Here is a 22438-nt window from a genome sequence, read left to right on the forward strand (position 1 = left end):
CATCGGCAACACGCGGAAATGGTGTTACATATCCCTATAGTTCAGCTAAACCTTTATCTTTTTAACCTGATTTTACTTTAAAAAGCAATTATTTTTTACAATTTCCGTATATTCGTATAATGCCTGATGATTCAGTTTATCACCTTAATTTAGTTATTGACGACCTTACCAACAGTATCCGCCAGTTGAATAGCGGTGAAAGTTTAGAAACTGAACTGTCGTTGGCAACAAAGGAAGACATGAAATTCGCCATCAAAAAAAACAAGTGGCATTTTACATGGAAAACCGAATTTAACGAGCAAGACCGCTTAGTATATAAATTAACAACGGTAGATGAACCCGATGTTATACAGGGCTTGATAAGTTTAAGCGACAAAGAGGGCTTTGTATATGTGCATTTAGCTGAAAGTGCACCGATTAATTTCGGACCGGATAAAAAGCACGAGGGAGTTGGCGGTAACCTTTTTGCATTTGCTTGTAAAAGGTCGTGGGATGCCGGTAACGAAGGCTTCGTTTCTTACCAGGCAAAAACGGATTTGATACGCCATTATGAGGAAGTACTGGGCGCTGTACATGTGGGTGGGCATAATATGATCATTTATCCGCAAGAGGCATTATTTTTGATTAAACAATATTTTAAAGTTTGAATTATGGGATATATCAGAGAACCCAAAAACGTTGACCTAATAGTGGGGCCATCGGTTTTTACTGAGGCTACCATGCAAACCATTGCTCAGGCTATTGCCAGATATAAAAAAACAGGGCAAAAACCCGTTAGTGTACAAATAACTACACAAGGTTCGTCAAATACAGCCATGCCTGCCGGCGGTACAAAAACAGTAACCGTTCGGCCACAACGTGCGTCAAAGAAAAGGGCCAAAATATAATTTCAGACTTATACAATAGCTTGAATAACGAAACGCTCCCGCAAGCACTTTTCCCGGCGCCGCCCCGATAATATTGGGGTGCGTCCGCATGCAAATCACAATGTTGTTGTAAAGCACAAAACCCAACCGTCCCCGCAGCCCGCGTTAGCAATACCTGTGGAATTAACTGAACACCGGGTTTTATGAAAGCTTACACATCCTGCTTGGGTTCGTTTGATTTTGCCAAGGAGATTAACCCGCCCATTGCGCCCAGGTTCATGGAATCCAACGCCGAGCTTGGCACTATCACCATCGATCCTTTTTCTTTCAGGCCTTCAAATAACATGTTCATCCCCCTAAGGTGTAAGGCCACCGGGTTATTGATATATTGTTCACTTGCAACCGCAAACTTTTCGGCAATCTCCACCTCGGCGGTGCCCAGTATTACCCTTGCCCTGCGTTCTCTTTCGGCCTGGGCTTCCTTGCTCATGGCATCGGCTAATAATTGAGGGATAACAATATCTTTGATGCCCACATTCTGGCAGGTTATGCCCCAGGGGTTGGTATGCTCATCCAGTATTCTTTGCAGTAAATCCGTCACCTTATCCCGTTCCTGCAACAGCTCGGCCAATTCATGTTTGCCTATTACATCCCTTAATCCCGTTTGCGCTATGTAAGCTATAGCCACCTCATAATCCTGCACTTCAAGCGCGGCCTTTTCAACGTCCCATACCGTCCAGTACACTACTGCATCAACATTTACCGGCACGGTATCTTTGGTAAGCGTTTGCTCGGCCTTAAACTCGGTAACCCTAACGCGCTGATCAATATAATTATCTATTTTGTCAACCAGCGGTATGGTGAAAAATAAACCCGGGCCGCGTAGCCCGGTATATTTACCCATGCGTAAAACAATAGCTTTTTCCCACTGATCGGCTATATGCACCGAGTTGGCCAAAAACAGCGAGGCTATCAGCAACAGCCCCAGGGTTAAAGCGTTAATGCATTCCAAATAATACAAACCAATAACGCCTCCTGTTAACACAACAAATATCACGGCTGCAATCGGGTTAACGCCCAGCTTGGTATTCTTTTTACTGCTTATCATATGATTGTTTTTTAAGTTGATTAATAATGTCGTCTGTCGAAAAACCATAGCTGAATGCAATGGACGAAAATTCGTTACAGATCTCTTTTAATTTGGCGCTTCGCTCCTTTTCGGTTATCTGGATCCTGATTTCGCTAATAAATGTCCCCGTCCCCTGCTGCGTTTCTAAAATATCCTGAATTTCCAGCTCTTTGTAGGCTTTGGCCACCGTATTCAGGTTTACCTTTAAATCCACAGCCAACGAACGCACAGTGGGTAATTGTTCGCCTGTTTTCAGGTTTCCCGCAGCTATGCCAAAGGTGATCTGATCAATTATTTGCCGGTAAAACGGGGTACCCGTTTTAGGGTCTAATTTAAATTTAATCATGTTAAAATACTATTGTACTATACATATAGTACAAACATACAACAAGTTTCTTATTTTCAAAATATTAATTTTCTGAACGTTGAAGATTGTACTGCAAGCACGGACCGCAGGCAACGCCATTTTTAAAGTCAAAAAAATGTCGCGCCCATGTTGGTGTTCGCCGCCTGCTCCCCCCCTTAAATTGACTTTGGCATGAATAAGATAATTCTGAATCCATCGGCCTAAGGGCATATCTTTGAAAAAACCACCGGATAGCAGTCCGCATAATCATATGATTGAAATACAATACACTACCGCGCAGGAAGCATTAAAAATAGTTAAACCCGGCAACCGGGTATTTATACATGGAAGCGCTGCCACACCTGTATGCCTGGTTGAAGCCTTACAGGACAGGCATCATGAATTAAATAATGTGGAGCTGGTGAGTATAACCACCCTTGGCCAGGTAAATTTTGATAAGCCGGAGCACAGGAAAAGTTTTTTCTTCAACTCATTATTTGTTTCGGCTGCTACCAGGAATGTAGCTAACAGCCAAAATGGCGATTATGTGCCGATTTTCCTGAGCCAGATTCCGCAGCTGTTCCGCAAAAACATCCTCCCTATTGATGTTGCCCTGGTACAGGTTTCGCCGCCCGATGCGCATGGTTACTGCTCGCTGGGCACCTCGGTAGATGTTGCACGTGCTGCTGTTGATACCGCCAAATATGTGATTGCCCAGGTTAACCCGCTGATGCCCCGAACACACGGGGAAGGGTTTATTCACGTGAGCAGGTTTTATGCGATGGTTTTGCAAAACAGCCAACTCCCGGAGGTAAATTACGACTTCCAGACCTCGCCGGTGATTGAAAAAATTGGTTACCATGTAGCATCAATGATTGAAAACGGTGCAACCCTGCAATTGGGCATAGGCGCAATACCCGACCAGGTACTTAAAAACCTGACCACGCACCAAAACCTTGGCCTGCATACCGAGATGTTTTCGGACGGTATTATCCCCCTGATTGAGCAGGGCGTTATCAACAACAGCCAGAAGAAGTTGAACCCCGGCCGCTCGGTAACCGCTTTTATGGCAGGCACCAGGAAGTTATATGATTTTGTACACGATAACCCTGCCATCCGGGTGATGGATATCAGTTATGTTAATGATACCAGCATCATTCGCCAAAACCCAAAAGTAGCCGCTATTAACAGTGCCATTGAGATTGACCTTACCGGCCAGGTATGTTCAGATTCGATAGGTACGTACCAGTTTTCGGGCATTGGCGGGCAAATGGATTTTATCCGCGGCGCCTCGCTGTCAGACGGTGGTTTGCCAATCATCGCTTTGCCCTCACAAACCAATAAAGGCATCAGCCGCATTGTTCCGTTCCTGAAAGAAGGGGCCGGCGTAGTAACCACCCGCGGCCATGTGCACTGGGTAGTTACCGAGTACGGAACGGTTAACCTGTTCGGCAAAAATTTAAAGCAACGTGCGCAGGCCCTTATTCAACTGGCCCATCCAAATCACCGGGAATCCCTGGAAAGGGCTTATCACCAACGATTCGGGCAGGCCTAAGCCGGGTGGTCCTGCGGCAATAGCCCTGCGCTGTTCGAAGTCTCCGACTTCGAATGATTATGTCTATAGTCTCTGACTATAGTGATGAATTTAATAAGTTTTTGTACGTATTAAATGCTACCAGACCGCACGAAACTATCTGGTAGTCTGTAGACTACGTGCATAGTAGATCGAGGTCAGAGACTTCGAACAGCAGGGGTAGATAAAATTACTTTCTTATCATAGTTTCAATCACCACATACCTAAGGCCACTGACGTCGGAAGTTTCGAATCTAAGTGTGAAGGAGTTTTTGTTGATCATTTTAATTTCGGCAGTACCTTCGTCGGGCGAACCATGGCGGCCCTGGATACCTACCCAGTAATAATATTTCCCCGAGTCGTATTTAATAGTGTATTCGCCGGAAGACGTTACGTCACCTTCGGTATAGTCTACTGTTCCATCGGTTTTAAATTCAAATTCATAAGCATATGCTTCAAGCGGATCTTCCCTGGAGAGCTTACCATCCTTGTAGCTTTGATACACCAGGCTTGGAACTGTCCATTTGCCGACAATGCTTCCGGCTGTTATTTCTGTTCCGGGTTTTGTATCTTTTTTGCAGCCGGCAAAAACAAATACAATACAGATAAGGGTAGTGATTAAGGCTTTCATAACAGGTTTATAATCACGTAAAAATATAATTTTTCTACAAAAAGCCACTATGAAATAAGCTGCAAGCAATAATTCGATACCAAAACCCTTCTGTTTAACTAAAAACCGGGCAGCGCAAAAATATTTCGGCCTTCCGGAGGGATAAACTGCCGGTAGTCATGTGTAATAAGAAATGTATAACCGGGTACCCCGCCTGGCATTGTATATAAAAAATTATTGTTTGCATGAATAATACTAAAGGCACAAGGAGGGCTTCGGCTGCTGCTTCGCGTTATTTTGGTTCGCGTTTATTGATGTTTACCTGTGCGGCAGCTTTGTTTGTATTTATGGGATTTGGGTGGATGGCCACCGATACCAAACTCCCTGTGGCTGATACAGATAATGGCGGGCTATTTTTGCCGGCTGGTTTCGGCGCGTTTGTTGTTGCCGATAGTTTAAAGGGCCAGGCCAGGCACATCGCTGTTAACACAAACGGCGATATTTATGTAAAAGCCCGCGACCATTATGCCAACGATGGATACGGTAACGTAGCCCTGCGCGATACCAATGGCGATGGCCGCGCCGATGTGATAACACCTTTTGGCAAATACGATGGCCAAACTTATGGCACGGCCATGCGTGTTCATGATGGCTACCTGTACTTCAGTTCGGAACTGATGGTTTACCGGATGAAGCTTAAACGCGGGCAACTGGTACCCGATAGTAAACTGGATACCATTGTTATTGATAACCCGCCCTATCACGAGCATCAAACCAAACCCATTGCCTTTGATAATAAGGGCCATATTTTTGTGGGATGGGGGGCAGGGTCAAATGCCGGGCAGGTTAACAACCGACAACCGGGTTCGCCGGGCGTTGGTAGTCCGGGTTCGCCGGATAATGGTAACCCCTGGTTAAAAGGTCATGGCGGCATCTGGATGTTTGATGCCAATAAAACCAACCAGCACCAGGCCGATGGGGTAAAATATGCCACCGGCCTCCGAAGCATTGTCGCCATGGACTGGGACCCCAAAAGTAAATCGTTATATACCATTAACCATGGCCGCGACGATTTCAGGTTGCTGTGGCCCGATTTGTACACGCCCTGGGAAAGCGCGGTGCAGCCCGCAGAAGAGTTTTTTAAAGTACAGCAAGGCCTTGATGGCGGCTGGCCCTACTATTACTATGATCCTATAAAAAACAAAAAACTGCTTAACCCCGAGTTTGGCGGCGATAAAATTAAACAGGGCGACGGCGCTAAACTAACCCAGCCGCTTATTGGCTTCCCCGCACACTTTGCGCCCAACGATTTATTGTTTTACAAAGGAAAGCAGTTTCCTGATCATTACAAAAACGGCGCGTTCATCGCTTTTCATGGCGCTACAGATAGGGCGCCTTATCCGCAGGCGGGCTATATTATTGTATTTGTTCCGTTTAAAGATGGCAGGCCTTCGGGACCATGGGAGGTTTTTGCCGATGGCTTTGCGAGGGTTGATCCTATTGTAAACGTAAGCAATGCCGTATACCGCCCCATGGGCCTGGCCGAAGGGCCGGATGGCTCATTATATGTAAGCGATACCGAAAAAGGACGGATCTGGCGTATTATATACACCGGCGATAAAAAAATCTTCGGCCCGGCACAGCTTGCCGCCATGGAAACACGAAAACAAACGGCATCCAACATTAAAACTCCGGATGAGATTAAAGATAACCTGTTTAAAGATGTGGCCGCCACGTCTGTTGTATACAGCACCTATTGCGTGGCCTGTCATCAAAACGATGGTAAAGGCGACGGAAAGCGTTTCCCCCCGCTGGTACAATCCGAATGGGTAAATTATAATAAAAATCGCTTAATTAAAGTGATACTTAACGGGTTAAAGGGCCCGGTAAAGGTAAAAGGGCTATCGTACAACGAAGTAATGCCCGCGCACGGCAGTTTTTTATCTGATAAACAGGTAGCCGAAGTGCTCACCTACATCAAATCCAATTTTAACAACATCCCCGAAATTGTAACCCCGGCCGACGTAAGAGCCGTGCGAAAAATGGCGGATAAACAAATACAACAACATGAAGATTAATAAATTTATAACAGGCGTTTTCTGTTTTGTTTTAACCATTCTGTGCTGCCAGGCCGGTGCACAGGTAAGGAAAAAGACTGCCCTAAAAAAGAAAGCCGCCGCGCCCGCCGTAATATCAAAACCACCCTTTGCCACCGCCCCCGAAATTGAGGCCGGTAAAGCCCTTATTTCCAAATCCGATTGCCTGGCATGTCATAAAGTTGAAGAGAAACTGGTGGGGCCTGCCTATGTAGCCATCGCCGGCAAATATCCGCAGGACCAAGCTTCTGTGGCTATGCTTTCGCAAAAAATAATAAGTGGCGGCAGCGGTACCTGGGGCCCGGTACCTATGGCGCCACACCCGGCGGTAAGCGCCGATGAGGCTAATAAAATGGTGAAATATATCCTTACGCTAAGTGCCCCAAACACTGCGGCACCTACAAATAAATCACGCTAACAAAACAAAAACAACATATACACCCCATCACGCAAAATAAAAACGACATGGAAAAAAGAAGATCTGTTTTAAAAAGGATACTGGCCTCGGCAGTAGGCATATCCGTATTCGGTATAAGTAAAGACGCCATAGCCGCGCCCGCTGATGAAAAGGTAGCTAACAATGTAACATCTTATCAGGATGTACCATTGTTTTCCGGCTCGACCAAACTGGGCAACATGGTTTTTATAGCCGGAAAAGGCGCCCACGTTGAGCCCTTTGAGATTAAGGCGCATACGGAAATTGTACTTAAAGAGCTGGAAAAAGAACTGATAAAAGCCGGCTCATCCATGGAAAAAGTACTCAAGGTAACGGTGTTCCTCAATGATATTGCCGATTACCAGGGCATGAACGAGGTTTACAAAGGCCGCTTTGGCAAAAATCCGCCGGTACGCACTACCGTTGCAGTAGCTAAGGGTGGTGTGCCCGGAAACTCGCTGGTCGAGATGGATTGTATCGCTTACATATAATATTAAAAAAATGAAACGCAGAGACATACTCAAGGGGCTTACCCTGTTACCGCTAACGGGCAGCCTGGTAAGCAAAGCCGCCATTACGCTCCCCTCCTCGCCACCCAAAAAGCCGGCGCGCGATCTGTTTAAAGAACTTGGCGTAACACCGGTAATTAACGCGTCGGTAACCATGACTTTTTTATCCGGTTCGCTAATGCTGCCGGAAGTGCTGGAGGCTATTAATTCAACCTCGCACGATTTTGCCAACATGTACGAGTTGCAGGATAAAGTTGGGGCAAAAATTGCCGAAATGCTGCATGTCGAGTCGGCCATGGTAACATCGGGAGCGGCATGCGCCATATTGCTGGGTACAGCGGCTGCCATAACCGGTACCGATCATGAAAAAATAAAGCTGCTGCCCAACCTGCCGGGGCCACGGCCCGAGGTAATTATGCAGAAAACGCACCGATACCTGTTTGACCAGGCCGTAACCACTACCGGCGCCAAAATTATTGAGGTTGAGGGCCCGGACGAAATGGAAAAAGCCTTTAATGATAAAACGGTAATGGCCCTGTTTTTTAACGCCGCCGAAAAAAGCAGTATTACGCATGCCGATTTTGTGGCTATTGCCAAACGGCACAGCATACCAACCTTTTTGGATGCCGCGGCAGACGTGCCGCCGGTTGAAAACCTGTTTAAGTTTCAGAAAATAGGTTTCGACCTGGTGACCTTCTCCGGCGGTAAAATGATACGCGGGCCGCAAAGCGCAGGCTTGCTTTTCGGCCGTAAAGACCTTATTACCGCCGCCCGCCTTAACCACAGCCCTAATGAAGCGCCCATTGGCCGGCCTATGAAAGTAAACAAGGAAGAAATGTTTGGCATGTACGCCGCACTGAAGGCCTACCTTGAACGGGACCATAAAAAAGAATGGGAAGACTGGATGCAGCGCACCAAATATATAGGCACGCAACTGGAAAGCCTGCACAGTGTTAAAACCGAAACGGTGGTTGACCCCGGCCCGGCTAACGCCTACCCAAGTCTTAACGTAACCTGGGATAGCAGCAAAATTAAAATTACGCCCGGGCAGGTAGTAACGGCTTTAAAAAACGGCACGCCAAGCATAGTAGCCAACAGCCACGGCGATAGCCTTACTATCGGTGTGGTGCTTTTGCGGCCAGACCAGGTTGATATTGTAGCCGGGAAAGTAAAAACCATTTTACAGCAAGCTGTCTGATAACGTGCCGTCCAATATTATCCATCTGCCTTTTAAAAATTACAACCTGCAATACTTTATTATGATTTAAATATTAACCCAAAATGCAAAAAACCTACTTCTTATTATTGGTGCTGTTAAGCTTATTAAGCCCGGCGGTAATGGCACAGTCGTACGATATTGTGATTAAGGATGGCCACGTGATTGATCCTAAAAATGATATCGACGCCGTAATGGATATTGCTATCATCAACAATAAAATAGCGCTGATATCCAAAAATATCGACGCCAAACAGGCAGCAGATGTAATTGAGGCCAAAGGCATGTATGTAGTGCCCGGATTAATTGACATCCATACCCATAATTTTGGCGGTACCCAGCCCGATCATCAATACGAAAACGGGAACCTGGGCCTGGCGCCAGATGGATTTACTTTCAGGAATGGTGTAACTACGGTTGTTGATGCAGGCAGCTCAGGCTGGCGAACATTTTCGACCTTTAAAACGCAAACTATTGATAATTCCAGGACCAGGGTACTGGCATTTTTAAACATTGTTGGCGAAGGCATGCGCGGCGATTACGAGCAGGACCTGAATGATATGGATCCAAGGATGACAGCCCTGGTTGCCCGGAGATATAAAGATATTATTGTAGGCATTAAACTTGCCCACTACGAAGGTCATGACTGGACACCTACCGACCGCGCAGTAGAGGCAGGTACGGCTGCAAAGGGAATACCCGTAATGATTGATTTTGGCGGCAGCACCCCGCCGTTACCCATTGAAGAGTTATTTTTGAAACACCTTAGGCCAGGCGACATTTTTACCCATTGTTTCGGTCAGTTTAATGACCGCGAACCCATTGTTGACCTGGCGACTAAAAAAGTAAAACCTTTTGTATACGAGGCCCGGAAACGGGGTATTGCTTTTGACGTAGGCTACGGCAATATCAGCTTTGCTTATTCGCAGGCGCTGCCCGCCGCCAAAGAGGGCTTTTTTCCAAGCTCCATCAGCACCGATTTGCATGTGGGCAGCATGAATGATGCCATGAAGGATATGCTTACCTGCATGACCAAATTTTTGGCCATGGGTATGCCCCTGCACGATGTAATACAGGCCTGCACATCAAACCCGGCGAAGGAGATAAAACACGAGGAGTTGGGAAATTTATCGGTAGGCTCGGGCGCCGATGTAGCTATTTTAAGTGTTGTCGATGGTAAATTTGGTTTGTTTGATTATACGGGTTACAAGGTAGAGGCCAGCAAAAAATTTGTGTGCGAACTCACCATCAGGGCGGGTAAAATAGTTTATGACCTTAACGGGATAGCATCGCCCATATATCAGCCTAAAATTAATACCAAAAACCCGCAAACCGTTTTAATAACCGAAAATCATTAATTAATATTATCTTGTTTTAATAAAAGTTATGAGATACTATAAACTTTTAATCCTGGGGCTTTTTGCCGGCATAGGCTGGTACAGCAACGCCCGGGCGCAAACCATTTCAAAAGACGAACTGGTATTTTTTACGTCGGAGTGGAAAGGCGAGCGCTTTGCCGATGGCAGGCCTAAAATTCCGGATGATATTATAGAGCGGGCAAAAAAAATAGGCATTGAAGAAGCCTGGACGGTATTAAAAAACGAAGGCTATAATAACCAGTTTGAAGGTGGGTGGAAACTGGTTAACGATACCCTGCCTGTTGTTGGCCGCGCCGTTACGGCCATGTTTATGCCAAGCCGCCCCGATATTGAAAAAAGTATTAAAGAGCGGGGCCTTAAACAAGGCCGAAAAGGAAACACCAATGCCTGGCCGATAGAAACTTTAACCAAAGGCGATGTGTATGTTGCCGATGGTTTTGGTAAAGTTAAAGGAGGCACGCTTATTGGCGATAACCTGGGCAACTCCATTTTCAGCAAATCGGGCAACGGTGTTATTTTTGATGGATCGGCGCGCGACCTGCAGGGGCTTAAAGAAATACATGGCTTTAATGCTTTTGTACGCGACTTTGATCCATCGTACCTGGAAGAAATGGTACTAATGGGGCTTAACACGCCCATACGCATAGGCCGCGCGGTAGTGCTGCCCGGCGATTTGGTTATATCCGAAAAAGAAGGCGTACTATTTATACCGGCACATTTGGCCGAAAAAGTGGTGGCTACTGCCGAATTCATCGCCCTGCGCGACGAGTTTGGACATGCCATGCTTAAATCGGGCAGGTTTGCCACCGGCGAAATTGACAGCCAGTGGACCAGCCAGGTGAAAGATGCATTTATGAAATGGCTTGATCAAAATCCCGGCAAAATGAAAATGACCAGGGCACAATTGGATGCCTTTATGGAAAAGCGCACCTGGTAACCAAATTATAACCTAATGTCAAGTTAGCAGTCTTAAGTCAAAAGTTAGATTTAATCTTTTTAACTTAAGCCCTTTGGGTAAAGACTATCCGTCGTTACACGATTAACATAACACTAAATTTAAACAGTTGAAAAATATCGTTATTTACAAACTCATTACGGGTATTGCCGTGCTTTGCGCGCTTGCCGCAGCCTGGCAAATTTACCGGGAAGGCATTGCCCATGCCGGCCCGTTTATTATCGCGTTCTTTATCATGCTATCTATAGCATGCCGCGGATGGGAGCTATTAAAGGGCTTCACCTTTACGATTATCATTTTCGCTGCTGTTACCGCGGCATTATATTATCCTCAATACTTTATTGAAGTAAAAGGGTTTAAGCTATCCGGCCTTATTACGCCGCTGCTGCAGCTTATTATGTTCGGGATGGGCACATCTATGGGCATTAAAGATTTTGCCGGGGTTATTAAAATGCCCAAAGGCGTATTTATAGGTGTTGGCAGTCATTTTTTAATTATGCCGCTGCTGGGCTTCACGCTGGCCAAATTAAGCGGCTTTCCGCCAGAGATTGCCGCAGGCTTAATCCTCGTGGGGTGTTCGCCAAACGGCACGGCCTCCAATGTTATCTCGTACCTGGCAAAGGCCAACCTGGCGTTGTCTGTTACCATAACCGCGGTATCAACCATGCTGGCGCCGTTTTTTACGCCACTGTTGATGAAACTGCTTGGCGGCGCGTTTATTAAAATAGATACACTTGGCATGATGTGGGATATTACAAAAATTGTTGTTTTACCCATCGCCGCCGGTATTCTTTTTAATAAATACCGGCTTAAACGTGCCGCATGGCTGGAAACACTCATGCCAATAATATCCATGTTTGGTATCGCTTTTATTATCGTAATTATTACTGCGGCCGGGCGTAACAGTTTATTAAATATTGGCGCTATGCTGGTATTGCTGGTGCTTATCCACAACTTATTAGGCTATACCCTGGGTTACTGGGCAGGCCGCCTATTTAAAATGCCCGAACGTGATTGCCGTACCATGGCCATAGAAGTAGGCATGCAAAATGCCGGCCTTGCTTCCGGGCTGGCAAAAGCGATGGGAAAAATCGCGACGGTAGGCCTGGCCCCCGCGGTATTTGGTCCGCTGATGAACGTCACCGGGTCATTGTTGGCCAATTACTGGCATCGTAAACCGCTGGAGAAGAGTATCAAGTAGCGGGTATTCAGATTTTTTGGGGACGGAGTTAATTGGGGGTGGGATGCCGGAGTGGATTTGGTATCCCATTACTAGGGCAAACACGTCTAATTGGGTTAACATAACTTAACACATTTCAGATAAATATTTATAAATATTTAACAATCAATGTTTTATATTTTATCATGGTTAACACTAAACTGATTGCACAATTTAGGCGTATCCAAATATTTGTGCCTGGTGTTGGCCAATACAAGTCACTTGGGTACCTCCATCATTTAACCAGGATCAGGCAATACAAACAAGGTATCGCTTAATGCTCATATCTTCTCCACGACATCAGCTTATTCCGTTAGCTATTATTAAATAACAGCTTATCACAGCTAACTATTTAGATGTATTTGCCCTGCAAAGAATTGCTTTAGATAATTTATTCTTATTTGCTTTAATTACCTTTACCAAATGATTAACCCTGTTACAAGACATCGAGTTTTAGTTGGTTTGGCTCATGAACAAATGGCGGATTTAGCGGCACATTCTGTCAATTTAGTTGTCACTTCCCCCCCCTACCCGATGATTGAAATGTGGGACCAAATTATGGCCAGTCAAAATGAGGCTATTGCCAAAAGCCAGGCGAATAATGATGGCCCGCTAAGTTTCGAGTTAATGCACCAGGAACTTGATAAAATTTGGGAACAGGTAGAAAGGGTTTTATCGCCGGGCGGGTTTGCATGTATAAATATTGGCGACGCTACCCGTACGATAAATGAAAACTTTTCTTTATACAATAGTCACTCACGCATAATTTCGGCATTTATAAAGCTGGGATTTAATAACATGCCGAATATCATTTGGCGAAAACAAACTAATGCACCTAACAAATTCATGGGAAGCGGCATGTTGCCTGCGGGTGCTTACGTAACGTTGGAACATGAGTGGATATTGATATTCCGCAAAGGCGGTAAGCGGGTTTTTAAAACTGAAATTGAAAAGCAACTAAGAAGGGAAAGTGCTTTTTTTTGGGAAGAAAGAAACACGTGGTTTTCTGATTTATGGGACTTAAAGGGTGTTAAACAAAAATTGGATAGTCCCGATACCAGAACCCGAAGTGCTGCATACCCTTTTGAAATCCCTTATCGTTTAATAAATATGTATTCGGTTAAAGGTGATACTGTATTAGATCCTTTTTTAGGAACAGGCACCACCACGTTAACGGCAATGGCCGCGGGCAGGAACAGCATTGGAGTAGAAATTGACCAATCGTTTTTACCCATTATTGAGGATAATATAGAACGTTCCGTACCGGAACAACTAAACAGGTATATCATCAATCGTATTGAAAATCATAAAAATTTCATCACAATCAGAAACCTTGATGAGGACAGCAACGAGATCAAACACTTTAATGATAATCTTAACCTACCCGTAATGACGTCGCAAGAAACGGGTATGAAGCTATGCTTTGTGGATGAAATTAACGGGAATGTTGTTGATGGCTTTGAGGTATCTTACAAAGATGTGGTAAAAAGTGAGGATATCGTATTGCGAAAATCTTCAAAACATGGGAAGCAGGAGTTGATAAAGTTTTAATGATATAAAATATTCAGGTTTAGGTAATTATTAAAGGAACTTGGGTTGTTCGAATTGCATTTAAAGTATTCCAACTACTAATCAGCGCACTTCTTCTTAAATTATTACTTTTCGTCCTTTCCTCAAGACTCTTCAAATAGGTTTCCAGTTCCGCCAAAGTACCTATAATATAAAATCCGGCTGGCCTACCAGTGGCTGCTCCTATTAAATCATTGTCATGTTCAATACAGTCTTTGATAAGCGTCCTCAACCGTACTTGATTACTACTGGTTGGAAATCCAACAAGGCGAGCAAGTCTAATTGCACCAATAGCATTTCTACGCCCTACCCTTAAATTGTTAAGCAAGGTTTGTCTTTCTTGTGAGGTGAAATTTAAAGGCATATAAATTATTTTAGTTTAATTATCCTTCTAAACCGGGGAGATCAAATTCTATTACAATTTCATTTTTCCTTTTATCATAAAAAATGATAGGAACGTCAATCACTTCATTTAGGCCCCGCTTCGTTTTATACGTTATTGGTTTTATACTAACTGTAATATCGCCTATAACCCCATCAATTCCTTTACTCTCTTCGGCTGGGGTTGCCAAACGATATTCTTTGTTATACTTTAAAGCAACAGCCTTTAAAATTGCTTGCTGAAACTTTAAACCAGCAAACGTTTTAACAATTACTAATTCTTCAACCCATTGCCTAACAGTTTCACGATCTATTTCTTTGATGCTCTCCTGGAATGCTTTTACCATTTCCCAAACCTTATCCGATGCATCGTCTATAGCTTTTGGGTAACTGTCGAGGTACCATTTTTCCCAGTCCGCAAGCGTAGCACCTTCAAATTGCTGAATCAAATCACTCATTTGCCCCACTACACGTGCCCTTGTTCCCTGGGCATTATGGTTAGCTAAATTCATTATTTGGGTGGCATACTTCAGATAACTATATTTTTTCCCTGAAAGCAATTCCTGTACCTCGGCATTCGGTATTTTAATTTTCATTACACCCCCTCAAATAGATCACTTAAACTAATTTTAAGCGCAATGGCAATTTTTTCTAAGTTGACTATGGAAATATTGCGTTGCCCATTTTCAACACTCGCAATATAGCTTCTATCTAAATCAGCCGTATACGACAAATCCTTTTGTGAAATACCGCGTTGTTCGCGAACTTCCCTTATGCGGCTACCAACCTTAGATTTAATTTCCACATTGTAAAGATGACGGAATGTAGACTATGCGCCAAAGACTATAAGTAACACTCCATAATAAATTGCTCGCCCGTGTTGGAGGTCTTCACCCCGCTTTGTTGTGTGTCGTCACCAACAAATACCGGCATGCAAAAAAATTAATATTACAAACGCCGTCTTCCCTTCAACTATCCTTGGCTCGTTAGTGACAGCATCAACCCCTTACCTTCCTATAAAACCCCTATATTTGAGCAAAAAAAGAATACCATGTCAATCACATCTGAGGAAGAACTATTTGGGATGAAACAAGTGAGCAATGCTGTTGCCGAAACGTTAAAGCAGATGCGTGAGCATGCGGTACCGGGTATGTCGACTAAAGAGTTGGACGAGTTTGGGGGTAGTATTCTGAATCAAATGGGGGCTAAATCGGCACCAAAGCTAACCTATGGTTTTCCGGGGTGGACCTGCATCAGTGTGAACAACGAGGTGGCGCATGGTATTCCAACCGAGACCAGGATTTTGAATGAGGGCGACCTGATCAATATCGATGTGTCTGCCGAGCTAAACGGTTTCTGGGCCGATAACGGCGGCTCATTTATACTTGGTCGCGATTTAAACCGACTGCAACCGCTGGTTGATGTTTCAAAACAAATTTTAAAAAAGGCAATCAGTGAGATTAAAGGAGGTGTAAAAATTGCAGACATCGGCAAGCTGATTGAAATGCAGGCCAAACAAGTTGGTTATAAAGTGATCAAGAACCTTGCAGGGCACGGCGTAGGACGAAGCTTACATGAAGAACCGCATGATATACTGAACTGTTATGACAGATATAACTCCGCCCGGTTCAAAAAAAATTCGATTGTAGCCATTGAAACTTTTATTGCCACGCACTCCAGCTATGCAGATCAGCAGGAAGATGGCTGGACTTTAACAGGAAACCGTGGCGGGTACGTAGCCCAGCATGAGCACACTATTATGGTAACTAACGGTATGCCCATCATTCTTACCGCCGCAAACGATATTTGGGCGTAACCGGGTTCCATTCTGGATGCGGGACGAAATTAGCGGCCATCCCATAGATGATTCCATGGTTAAACTGTTCAGGATGAAAAATTTTCAATCTTTATATCGTACCTTATTGCTCTTATTCATTTCAACGTCTACCAGGTATGTCTGTCAACCCCAAACCCCAATTTCGTAAGCGGAAAATTCTGAAATGGCTAAGCCTGCTTGGGCCGGGCTTAACTACCGGCGCGGCAGACGACGACCCGTCGGGCATAGCAACCTATTCGCAAACGGGCGCTCAATTTGGCTATGGCCAGTTGTGGACGGCCCTTTATATGCTGCCCTTTATGACCGCCGTTCAGGAGGCCTGCGCACGTATTGGGCTGGTTACCGGCAAAGGCATAGCTGCTGTGGTGAAGGAACATTACAGTCGTAAGGTATTATACGCAGTTGTAGGGCTGGTAGTGGTAGCCAATACCATTAACATTGGCGCCGATATTGGCGCCATGGCCGCTGCCGCCCAGTTGCTGATACCCATTCCTTTTATCATCTTAACCCTGTTGTTTACCACGGGCATTTTACTGCTGGAAATTTTCACCACTTACAAGCTGTATTCCAGGATATTGAAATGGCTGGCGCTTACGCTGCTGGCCTATCCTATAACTGTATTTATTGTTCATCAGCCCTGGGCAACGGTACTGCGGGCAACCCTGGTGCCGCATTTTGAGTTTAGCTTTGCTTTTTTGTTTATCATCACCGGCGTATTCGGAACTACCATTACACCTTACATGTTTTTTTGGGAGGCATCACAGGAGGTTGAGGAAGAACAAGCCAAGGGGCTGGTACGCAACGGCAAACCCAGGATTGGCTGGCCGCACATTCATGCCATGCGTAAAGATAACACCTTCGGTATGATCGTTTCGGAGTTTACCACCTGGTGTATTTTGCTGGTGGCTGCCACGGTTTTACACAACAGCGGCGTAACCGATATTAAAAACGCGGCCGATGCTGCAAAAGCGCTGGAACCTTTGGTGCATTCATTTCCGCATGCCGGCTTCCTGGCCAAGCTCATATTTTCTGTCGGTATCATCGGGCTTGGGCTGTTGGCAGTGCCGGTGTTGTCAGGTTCGGCCGCTTACGCGGTGGCTGAAGCCTTTGATTGGAGTGCCAGCCTGAACCTGAAATTCCGCAAAGCTTATGGGTTTTATGGCGTAATTACCGTTGCTACACTGGTGGGCCTGGCTATAAATTTTGTGGGGGTAGACCCGGTAAAGGCCCTGGTATATACTGCGGTGATAAATGGCGTGGCAGCTGTTCCTTTACTGTTTCTCATCGTGAACATAGCGGCCAGTGAAAAAATTATGGGCGTGTATAAAAGTGGCTGGTTATCTAAAACCCTGTTATGGTCAACATTTGTGATTATGGGTGCTGCCGCAGTGGCGTTATTTTTCACATTATAGTTCGGTAAAAGCACATTTATATTATCCCGTTTTTTACCGCAAACATTACCAGGCCGGCGGTATTCCGAACGCCCACTTTTTCAATCAGCCTTATCCTGATCCCCTCTATAGAGCGCGGGCTGAGGAAAAGTTGTTTGCCCATTTCGGTAGCTGTTTTTTCTTCACATATCAGTTTTAAAACTTCCTGCTCACGTTCGGTAAATTCAATGTTTTGATTAAACGATGGCTTCAGGTTACCCTTTATTACTAATTTTTTCAGGAGGGCCTTGCTTACTATATCATTAAAATAGTAGCCATTTTCATGTACGGCATAAATTGCCTTACCAATTTCGTCTGAGTCGGCATTTTTTAATAAATATCCGTTTGCGCCAATCTCCATTAAATGGATAATAAATTTATCGTCATCGTACATGGTTACCACCAAAATTTTAACCGATCCAAATCTTTTTTTAATCAGTTTGGTGGCTTCTATGCCATCCATTACCGGCATTTTTAAATCCATAATAATAACATCCGGCAATTCTTTTTCCATCCCTTCTATTAAATCCTGGCCGTTGCTGGCTTCCATTGTTACTTCAAAATCGTTATGCTGGGCCAGGCCAACTTTTAAACCGTCTCTGAATATAGTATAGTCGTCTGCTATCGCTATTTTTATTTTATCGGGCTTCATAGTTTGTACTCATTAGATGGTGTATCGGATAAAAATATTTGCCAATGTTGCTTATTGCTTCAGGAATTCAGGTTGTCTTTCACGTATATATCAATACAATAGCCCCCGGCTACCTGCGAAAACGAGAGCTGGCCCTTTATCAAAATTATACGGCTTTGTATGTTCTTTAAGCCAAGTCCGTTTTTTTTAAAGCGTAACTCTTCATACTGCTTCTGGGTTAGCCCGTTACCATCGTGAAAAATGGTTAGCCTTAAAGCGTGGTTTTCATAAACCGAGCTGATATGCAGTTTTTTGGCGTTGGCGTATTTAATGATGTTATTTACCAGTTCCTGAAATATCCGGTAAATACTGATGTCATTTTCGGTTGTTGGCGCTGTATAGGATTCGGCCAGATCAGTTGTAGCCTGTATGATATTGCTGTTATGGATTACCTTTTCGGCAAAATGCTGGATTGCGGTATTCAGGCCCAATTCTTTCAATATCCCCGAGTGAAGGTTATGCGAGATATCCCTTACCTGTTTAATGGCTTCGTCCAGTAACTCTTTGCCTTTTTCATAAAGCTCGTTGTTTTTTTCGTCGAAAACGTTAATTTTTATCCCCTGGAAATGCAGCTTTGACGACGATAATATTGCCCCAACCTCGTCATGCAAATCCTCGGCAATCCGGTGCCGTACCACTTCCTCGCTGCGCACCGCTGCTTCAATTAATTGGTTTTGTTGATTTTCGCGTAAACGTTGAATGTTTTTTTGGTATTGAAATTTCTTTCGCTGAAAAAATATAAAAATCAATAAAACGCTCGCGAACAGAAAAAGCATCACTGCTATCCCCATAAACAAAAAAAGCTTTATCTCTTTATAATTCTGACTCATAAAAGGCTTTTGCTATAAATGCACAAAAAATAATAAAGGTGATATTATGGATATTCCATAAGCTTACCGCAAAATTTTGCAGGTGTATAGCGAGTTTGTTATACAGCAGAAATATGAAAAAATTTACCGTTACATAAATCCCCAGGCCGGTAACAATCCATAAATCGGGCTGTTTTTTACTTATTTCCTCGTCATCGTTTATCCTGAATAAATAATATTGAATACAGTAAAACAACAACAGCGCGGCCTCAACCGATAACAGCAAGCTGCTAAAATGCCAATAGTCAAAAAAATGTTGATAAATGCTGAAATTTACAATTACAAACCCTGCAAAAACAAGCTGAATAACCTTTTTTGTTGCGGTAAGAAACGGTTGCTTAAGCCGGATAAAATAAGAACTGAACAACCCAAACCTTACTATGGAATGGATATTATACAGATAATTATTCGATTGAAATTGAACGGGTAGTTTTGTCCTGAATTTCCAGGTTAGGTCGATAGCTATATTTAGTATCAGTGCTATCCAAACATATATTACCACAGGCTTATTAAAGGCCGGTTGTTTTTTGCGGATGTAAAGAAAAGTCAAAGGTATGAGCAATGCCCAAACCTCCGACCAATCGAGAACGTTTTTAAGAATATTTTGCACAGCCTTTATATGTTTTTAATGCATAGTGGCCGGCGGCGAAGGGTTTGAATTTACATCACCAGTGCCGCATTTTAAAACAACCTCTCCTTTTATGATCTGAACCTGGTACACCACATGCCGGTTGGATGGAAGGATTATTGGGCTAAGCAGGAGGTAGTCAAAATCCCGTTTTTTTCCGCCGGAATCCTTTAACATATCAAGTATTGTTTTTTTGGAGATATAGGAGTTGCCCAAGATGGCCTTACCGCTTAGCGTGGTTAAACTATCTTTTGCCAATGATAATGTATCGGGGCTGGCAGCATTTAAGTAATTCCCGGCCGTATCAATAATGTACGATATAAGCTGGTAAGGCCGTTTTTCGTTATCAGCAGCGGGCGTATAAAACTGGAAAACAAAGTTATTTGTATTGGCCGAATCGAGCCAATGGGTAACCTGCCCCGAAGTATATTTTAACGAAGCAAATTTAATGCCCCCGCCTGCCGGCGGCTTACAGGCTGTTACAAATAAAAATACAAAAAAAATAAGTACATAGTGAAGCAATCTGGTAAAATTGCCAAAGGGTTGTTGTTGCATAATAAATTGATTTACAAGGTTTGCGATGCGTAGCTTAATAGTTAACGGCTTTAAAGGCTGGTCAAATTAACTAAGGTTAAGTTAAGTATATTGTTTTAATAATTAATATAATAATACACTTTTTTTTCGCAAACGCCCATTTTCTGCGTATAAATACTTATTTATTTTTTTCGGTATTTCTACTCTTCCCTAATTTCTGGTTCAGAGCAATATTTGTATCGCAATAGGGGCATACGATACCGGTTAAGAAGCTTCGGTCATACGCCCTCCTGAGCAGGAGTTAACTCGAAAATCCTTTTAAAGAGTAGAGACCATTATTTACTTTTAAATTTTACTACTTATGGCAATTTCACCAGCAAGCGATTCCAATGAAATCGTTTATATCCAGATAGTTATCGATACTGAAGCTATTATAGCCGATAACCCTACACCAAGTACCAATGCAGACAACCCCACCGGCCTGGCGCATAATTATATGTACATGGTAGCCACCAGGGGCAATGTATTTACCCCACAATCTGAAGGTACGGCAGACCTTAACGTAAAAGCCATTACCGGCGACGTTATCCGCTGGTACGCAGTATCTGAAAATGGCAATTTTGACACCGCCGTAGCCATTTACAAAATTGCAAGATACGACGGAAGCGATGATGTATTCAGTACAGTTGATTTTAATGTTTTTGCCAGGACAGGCATTTTGCCAACCGACAGAACCACATTCCCTATCACGTTTTCGTTACAGAATTACTGGTTTAACAGCGCAACCATCCTTAAAAGCGGAACAGAAAATTACAGTATCAGTTTTGCACTATACCGCCACACGAGGGACCAGGCAGAGCCGGTATTATTCGGCTACTTTTGGTGGGATCCAACGCTTACCATTCAGTTTTAAATCAAGGCGCCGCAAAAGGCTGCATAGTTAACAACTTTAGTGGCTTACACTACAAATTATCTCTCCTTTTGTAAACCTTGTGCAGTTTAACAGCAAATAGCCGACTTGTGATTTGTTATCCAAAACGCAAGTTGGCTATTTTAAAAAGGTATCAAGTCGCAAGTATCAGGATTTTTTTAGATCTGCCTTAGGTGCATAGCTAAGCTATTGTCCAAAAGCCTTCCAGGTAAAGCATATAACGGGCCGGTTGAAATTCGCCGTAGGCAAAAACAATTATGGTATTACCTTTTTTGTTGTAATACAGCCTAAGGTTATTGCTACCCTTATATAAATTCAGGAAACCGCCATCGCTAACAAATGCCCCGGTTTTTACAATGAATTCAAAGTCGGCGCTGCTGATAACTCCCCGTAGGTCTTCAAGTGTATTATTGGCAAAGTCATCCAGTTTTATGGTTATGCCCAGGGCGGTTTCCCGGCTCAAATCGAATGATTTGTGCAGTATATCCTGTTCGGGGCCATCAAATATGAGTGACTTTGCCTTTTTATAGTTGATTATCATTTGGGGCTTTCTTTATCTTTTTGCTCGGCAATATACCCGCCTTTTTTCAAATCGTTGATATTATATGGTAATTCAAACTGGATACCTAAACCGGGCTTATTAAACCAGGGGATAATCTGTCCTTTTTTAACACCGGCAATGGGTTTTACAATTTTATAAACCCTGTAAGGCGATTGTAAGGTTTTATCGGGCAAAGCACGTTGCGGAAACGGCACACCTACAAATGATACAAAGGTGCCCTTGTCCTGGAAAACACTGTCGGCATCGTAATAACCACCATAGCGGTCAACCAATAGGCCAGCCTTTAGCGTAATCATTTTTAGCGAGAGGGCGCCACGGTTTGGAGGCCAGCCACCATTAAGGTTGTTTGTGCTAAAAAACTGCTCCAATGCGGCCCATTTTTCATACTTCCATAGTTGCCAGGCAGTTTTGGCAAGTTGCTTTTTGGTACTGTCGGCAAAATCGGCAACGGAGGCAACAAAAACAGTGTACGAAACACCCCGTACAAGGCTGTCATTTTTTTGATGTTCTCTTCCTGAACCAACTGTGTGTTTGTGTGTGTTTTTGGTGTGCCCCGTTTGCGCATCCACAACAAAAGGCAACAGTACTGCCAACAGCAGTATTCTTATTGTTTTCATAGGACAAGATATTTGGTTTATTAATTAGCTAAAGTTAATATATGTAAATACTTTA

Annotated in this window: 26 protein-coding genes; 14 read left to right on the forward strand and 12 right to left on the reverse strand. The window is 43.8% G+C overall.

From position 1 onward, the window contains the following. Positions 1–119 precede the first annotated feature (119 nt). Both ACFGVS_RS13705 and ACFGVS_RS13710 read left to right on the forward strand, forming a co-directional pair. Complete coding sequence (locus tag ACFGVS_RS13705; RefSeq protein ID WP_274211933.1) at positions 120–647, forward strand: hypothetical protein; 528 nt, start codon at positions 120–122, stop codon at positions 645–647. A 3-nt stretch (positions 648–650) separates the two neighbouring features. Continuing rightward, on the forward strand, positions 651–887 hold the full coding sequence (locus ACFGVS_RS13710; protein WP_439699054.1) for a hypothetical protein: 237 nt from the start codon (positions 651–653) through the stop codon (positions 885–887). Between the two features lie 190 nt (positions 888–1077). On the opposite strand, the gene ACFGVS_RS13715 is transcribed toward ACFGVS_RS13710, so the two are convergent. Both ACFGVS_RS13715 and ACFGVS_RS13720 read right to left on the reverse strand, forming a co-directional pair. After that, complete coding sequence (locus ACFGVS_RS13715) at positions 1078–1974, reverse strand: slipin family protein (RefSeq protein ID WP_090643773.1); 897 nt, start codon at positions 1972–1974, stop codon at positions 1078–1080. Then, complete coding sequence (locus ACFGVS_RS13720; RefSeq protein WP_439699055.1) at positions 1961–2341, reverse strand: GntR family transcriptional regulator; 381 nt, start codon at positions 2339–2341, stop codon at positions 1961–1963. The genes ACFGVS_RS13715 and ACFGVS_RS13720 overlap by 14 nt, the downstream gene beginning before the upstream one ends. Positions 2342–2612: 271 nt before the next feature. Here ACFGVS_RS13720 and ACFGVS_RS13725 point away from each other — a divergent pair, with 271 nt between their 5' ends. Beyond that, a complete protein-coding gene (locus ACFGVS_RS13725) occupies positions 2613–3896 on the forward strand; it encodes an acetyl-CoA hydrolase/transferase family protein (RefSeq protein WP_439699056.1) in 1284 nt (427 codons plus the stop codon). Positions 3897–4104: 208 nt separating this feature from the next. Here the strand turns inward: ACFGVS_RS13725 and ACFGVS_RS13730 are convergent, their stop codons facing one another. Next, the gene (locus ACFGVS_RS13730; protein WP_090643760.1) at positions 4105–4545 is read right to left on the reverse strand and encodes a hypothetical protein; all 441 of its coding nucleotides are present in this window, start codon (positions 4543–4545) and stop codon (positions 4105–4107) included. Positions 4546–4769: 224 nt separating this feature from the next. Here ACFGVS_RS13730 and ACFGVS_RS13735 point away from each other — a divergent pair, with 224 nt between their 5' ends. From ACFGVS_RS13735 to ACFGVS_RS13770, 8 genes are all read left to right on the forward strand, one after another. After that, positions 4770–6602, forward strand: a complete 1833-nt coding sequence (locus tag ACFGVS_RS13735; protein ID WP_439699057.1) for a c-type cytochrome — start codon at positions 4770–4772, stop codon at positions 6600–6602. Then, the gene (locus ACFGVS_RS13740; protein WP_439699058.1) at positions 6592–7038 is read left to right on the forward strand and encodes a c-type cytochrome; all 447 of its coding nucleotides are present in this window, start codon (positions 6592–6594) and stop codon (positions 7036–7038) included. Before ACFGVS_RS13735 ends, ACFGVS_RS13740 begins: the two co-directional genes overlap by 11 nt. A gap of 47 nt (positions 7039–7085) precedes the next feature. Further along, entirely contained in the window at positions 7086–7547 is a 462-nt protein-coding gene (locus ACFGVS_RS13745; RefSeq protein WP_439699059.1) for a RidA family protein, read from the forward strand. A 10-nt stretch (positions 7548–7557) separates the two neighbouring features. Next, positions 7558–8763 carry an aminotransferase class V-fold PLP-dependent enzyme gene (locus ACFGVS_RS13750; protein WP_439699060.1) on the forward strand — a complete coding sequence of 402 codons (1206 nt, stop codon included), beginning with the start codon at positions 7558–7560 and terminating at the stop codon, positions 8761–8763. 83 nt (positions 8764–8846) lie between these two features. Next, a complete protein-coding gene (locus ACFGVS_RS13755) occupies positions 8847–10139 on the forward strand; it encodes an amidohydrolase/deacetylase family metallohydrolase (protein ID WP_439699061.1) in 1293 nt (430 codons plus the stop codon). Between the two features lie 28 nt (positions 10140–10167). Next, positions 10168–11097, forward strand: coding sequence for an RraA family protein (locus ACFGVS_RS13760; RefSeq protein ID WP_274211925.1), 930 nt, complete (start codon positions 10168–10170; stop codon positions 11095–11097). A 127-nt stretch (positions 11098–11224) separates the two neighbouring features. Beyond that, the gene (locus ACFGVS_RS13765; RefSeq protein WP_439699062.1) at positions 11225–12316 is read left to right on the forward strand and encodes a bile acid:sodium symporter family protein; all 1092 of its coding nucleotides are present in this window, start codon (positions 11225–11227) and stop codon (positions 12314–12316) included. A gap of 441 nt (positions 12317–12757) precedes the next feature. Continuing rightward, a complete protein-coding gene (locus ACFGVS_RS13770) occupies positions 12758–13885 on the forward strand; it encodes a DNA-methyltransferase (protein ID WP_439699063.1) in 1128 nt (375 codons plus the stop codon). Between the two features lie 19 nt (positions 13886–13904). On the opposite strand, the gene ACFGVS_RS13775 is transcribed toward ACFGVS_RS13770, so the two are convergent. The 3 genes from ACFGVS_RS13775 to ACFGVS_RS13785 are packed head-to-tail and all read right to left on the reverse strand — an operon-like array spanning position 13905 to position 15089. Beyond that, positions 13905–14267 (reverse strand): hypothetical protein, encoded by a 363-nt coding sequence (locus ACFGVS_RS13775; protein ID WP_439699064.1) that lies wholly within the window; start codon positions 14265–14267, stop codon positions 13905–13907. Between the two features lie 19 nt (positions 14268–14286). After that, on the reverse strand, positions 14287–14880 hold the full coding sequence (locus tag ACFGVS_RS13780; protein WP_439699065.1) for an MjaI family restriction endonuclease: 594 nt from the start codon (positions 14878–14880) through the stop codon (positions 14287–14289). Continuing rightward, positions 14880–15089 (reverse strand): helix-turn-helix domain-containing protein, encoded by a 210-nt coding sequence (locus tag ACFGVS_RS13785; protein WP_439699066.1) that lies wholly within the window; start codon positions 15087–15089, stop codon positions 14880–14882. The genes ACFGVS_RS13780 and ACFGVS_RS13785 overlap by 1 nt, the downstream gene beginning before the upstream one ends. A gap of 246 nt (positions 15090–15335) precedes the next feature. On the opposite strand from ACFGVS_RS13785, the gene map reads away from it, so the two are divergent. Next, the gene (gene map, locus ACFGVS_RS13790) at positions 15336–16100 is read left to right on the forward strand and encodes a type I methionyl aminopeptidase (RefSeq protein WP_439699067.1); all 765 of its coding nucleotides are present in this window, start codon (positions 15336–15338) and stop codon (positions 16098–16100) included. A 137-nt stretch (positions 16101–16237) separates the two neighbouring features. Then, entirely contained in the window at positions 16238–17533 is a 1296-nt protein-coding gene (locus ACFGVS_RS13795; RefSeq protein ID WP_439699068.1) for an NRAMP family divalent metal transporter, read from the forward strand. Between the two features lie 16 nt (positions 17534–17549). On the opposite strand, the gene ACFGVS_RS13800 is transcribed toward ACFGVS_RS13795, so the two are convergent. The 4 genes from ACFGVS_RS13800 to ACFGVS_RS13815 are packed head-to-tail and all read right to left on the reverse strand — an operon-like array spanning position 17550 to position 20294. After that, positions 17550–18203, reverse strand: a complete 654-nt coding sequence (locus ACFGVS_RS13800; RefSeq protein WP_090643685.1) for a response regulator transcription factor — start codon at positions 18201–18203, stop codon at positions 17550–17552. A gap of 59 nt (positions 18204–18262) precedes the next feature. Next, entirely contained in the window at positions 18263–19072 is an 810-nt protein-coding gene (locus tag ACFGVS_RS13805) for a sensor histidine kinase (RefSeq protein ID WP_439699069.1), read from the reverse strand. Continuing rightward, a complete protein-coding gene (locus ACFGVS_RS13810; RefSeq protein WP_274211920.1) occupies positions 19056–19721 on the reverse strand; it encodes a hypothetical protein in 666 nt (221 codons plus the stop codon). Before ACFGVS_RS13810 ends, ACFGVS_RS13805 begins: the two co-directional genes overlap by 17 nt. Before the next feature lie 15 nt (positions 19722–19736). Beyond that, positions 19737–20294 carry a hypothetical protein gene (locus ACFGVS_RS13815; RefSeq protein WP_439699070.1) on the reverse strand — a complete coding sequence of 186 codons (558 nt, stop codon included), beginning with the start codon at positions 20292–20294 and terminating at the stop codon, positions 19737–19739. 340 nt (positions 20295–20634) lie between these two features. On the opposite strand from ACFGVS_RS13815, the gene ACFGVS_RS13820 reads away from it, so the two are divergent. After that, positions 20635–21186, forward strand: coding sequence for an inclusion body family protein (locus tag ACFGVS_RS13820; RefSeq protein ID WP_439699071.1), 552 nt, complete (start codon positions 20635–20637; stop codon positions 21184–21186). A 199-nt stretch (positions 21187–21385) separates the two neighbouring features. Here the strand turns inward: ACFGVS_RS13820 and ACFGVS_RS13825 are convergent, their stop codons facing one another. Both ACFGVS_RS13825 and ACFGVS_RS13830 read right to left on the reverse strand, forming a co-directional pair. Further along, a complete protein-coding gene (locus ACFGVS_RS13825; protein ID WP_439699072.1) occupies positions 21386–21745 on the reverse strand; it encodes a hypothetical protein in 360 nt (119 codons plus the stop codon). After that, the gene (locus ACFGVS_RS13830) at positions 21742–22383 is read right to left on the reverse strand and encodes a TNT domain-containing protein (protein WP_439699073.1); all 642 of its coding nucleotides are present in this window, start codon (positions 22381–22383) and stop codon (positions 21742–21744) included. Before ACFGVS_RS13830 ends, ACFGVS_RS13825 begins: the two co-directional genes overlap by 4 nt. Positions 22384–22438: the final 55 nt, after the last annotated feature.

This window comes from Mucilaginibacter sediminis (assembly GCF_051903035.1).
Taxonomy (GTDB): Bacteria; Bacteroidota; Bacteroidia; order Sphingobacteriales; family Sphingobacteriaceae; genus Mucilaginibacter.

Coding starts and splice junctions, on each gene's coding strand:
- ACFGVS_RS13705 (WP_274211933.1), top strand. CDS start 120: ATGCCTGATGATTCAGTTTATCACCTTAATTTAGTTATTGACGACCTT.
- ACFGVS_RS13710 (WP_439699054.1), top strand. CDS start 651: ATGGGATATATCAGAGAACCCAAAAACGTTGACCTAATAGTGGGGCCA.
- ACFGVS_RS13715 (WP_090643773.1), bottom strand. CDS start 1,974: ATGATAAGCAGTAAAAAGAATACCAAGCTGGGCGTTAACCCGATTGCA.
- ACFGVS_RS13720 (WP_439699055.1), bottom strand. CDS start 2,341: ATGATTAAATTTAAATTAGACCCTAAAACGGGTACCCCGTTTTACCGG.
- ACFGVS_RS13725 (WP_439699056.1), top strand. CDS start 2,613: ATGATTGAAATACAATACACTACCGCGCAGGAAGCATTAAAAATAGTT.
- ACFGVS_RS13730 (WP_090643760.1), bottom strand. CDS start 4,545: ATGAAAGCCTTAATCACTACCCTTATCTGTATTGTATTTGTTTTTGCC.
- ACFGVS_RS13735 (WP_439699057.1), top strand. CDS start 4,770: ATGAATAATACTAAAGGCACAAGGAGGGCTTCGGCTGCTGCTTCGCGT.
- ACFGVS_RS13740 (WP_439699058.1), top strand. CDS start 6,592: ATGAAGATTAATAAATTTATAACAGGCGTTTTCTGTTTTGTTTTAACC.
- ACFGVS_RS13745 (WP_439699059.1), top strand. CDS start 7,086: ATGGAAAAAAGAAGATCTGTTTTAAAAAGGATACTGGCCTCGGCAGTA.
- ACFGVS_RS13750 (WP_439699060.1), top strand. CDS start 7,558: ATGAAACGCAGAGACATACTCAAGGGGCTTACCCTGTTACCGCTAACG.
- ACFGVS_RS13755 (WP_439699061.1), top strand. CDS start 8,847: ATGCAAAAAACCTACTTCTTATTATTGGTGCTGTTAAGCTTATTAAGC.
- ACFGVS_RS13760 (WP_274211925.1), top strand. CDS start 10,168: ATGAGATACTATAAACTTTTAATCCTGGGGCTTTTTGCCGGCATAGGC.
- ACFGVS_RS13770 (WP_439699063.1), top strand. CDS start 12,758: ATGATTAACCCTGTTACAAGACATCGAGTTTTAGTTGGTTTGGCTCAT.
- ACFGVS_RS13775 (WP_439699064.1), bottom strand. CDS start 14,267: ATGCCTTTAAATTTCACCTCACAAGAAAGACAAACCTTGCTTAACAAT.
- ACFGVS_RS13780 (WP_439699065.1), bottom strand. CDS start 14,880: ATGAAAATTAAAATACCGAATGCCGAGGTACAGGAATTGCTTTCAGGG.
- map (WP_439699067.1), top strand. CDS start 15,336: ATGTCAATCACATCTGAGGAAGAACTATTTGGGATGAAACAAGTGAGC.
- ACFGVS_RS13795 (WP_439699068.1), top strand. CDS start 16,238: ATGTCTGTCAACCCCAAACCCCAATTTCGTAAGCGGAAAATTCTGAAA.
- ACFGVS_RS13800 (WP_090643685.1), bottom strand. CDS start 18,203: ATGAAGCCCGATAAAATAAAAATAGCGATAGCAGACGACTATACTATA.
- ACFGVS_RS13805 (WP_439699069.1), bottom strand. CDS start 19,072: ATGAGTCAGAATTATAAAGAGATAAAGCTTTTTTTGTTTATGGGGATA.
- ACFGVS_RS13815 (WP_439699070.1), bottom strand. CDS start 20,294: ATGCAACAACAACCCTTTGGCAATTTTACCAGATTGCTTCACTATGTA.
- ACFGVS_RS13820 (WP_439699071.1), top strand. CDS start 20,635: ATGGCAATTTCACCAGCAAGCGATTCCAATGAAATCGTTTATATCCAG.
- ACFGVS_RS13825 (WP_439699072.1), bottom strand. CDS start 21,745: ATGATAATCAACTATAAAAAGGCAAAGTCACTCATATTTGATGGCCCC.
- ACFGVS_RS13830 (WP_439699073.1), bottom strand. CDS start 22,383: ATGAAAACAATAAGAATACTGCTGTTGGCAGTACTGTTGCCTTTTGTT.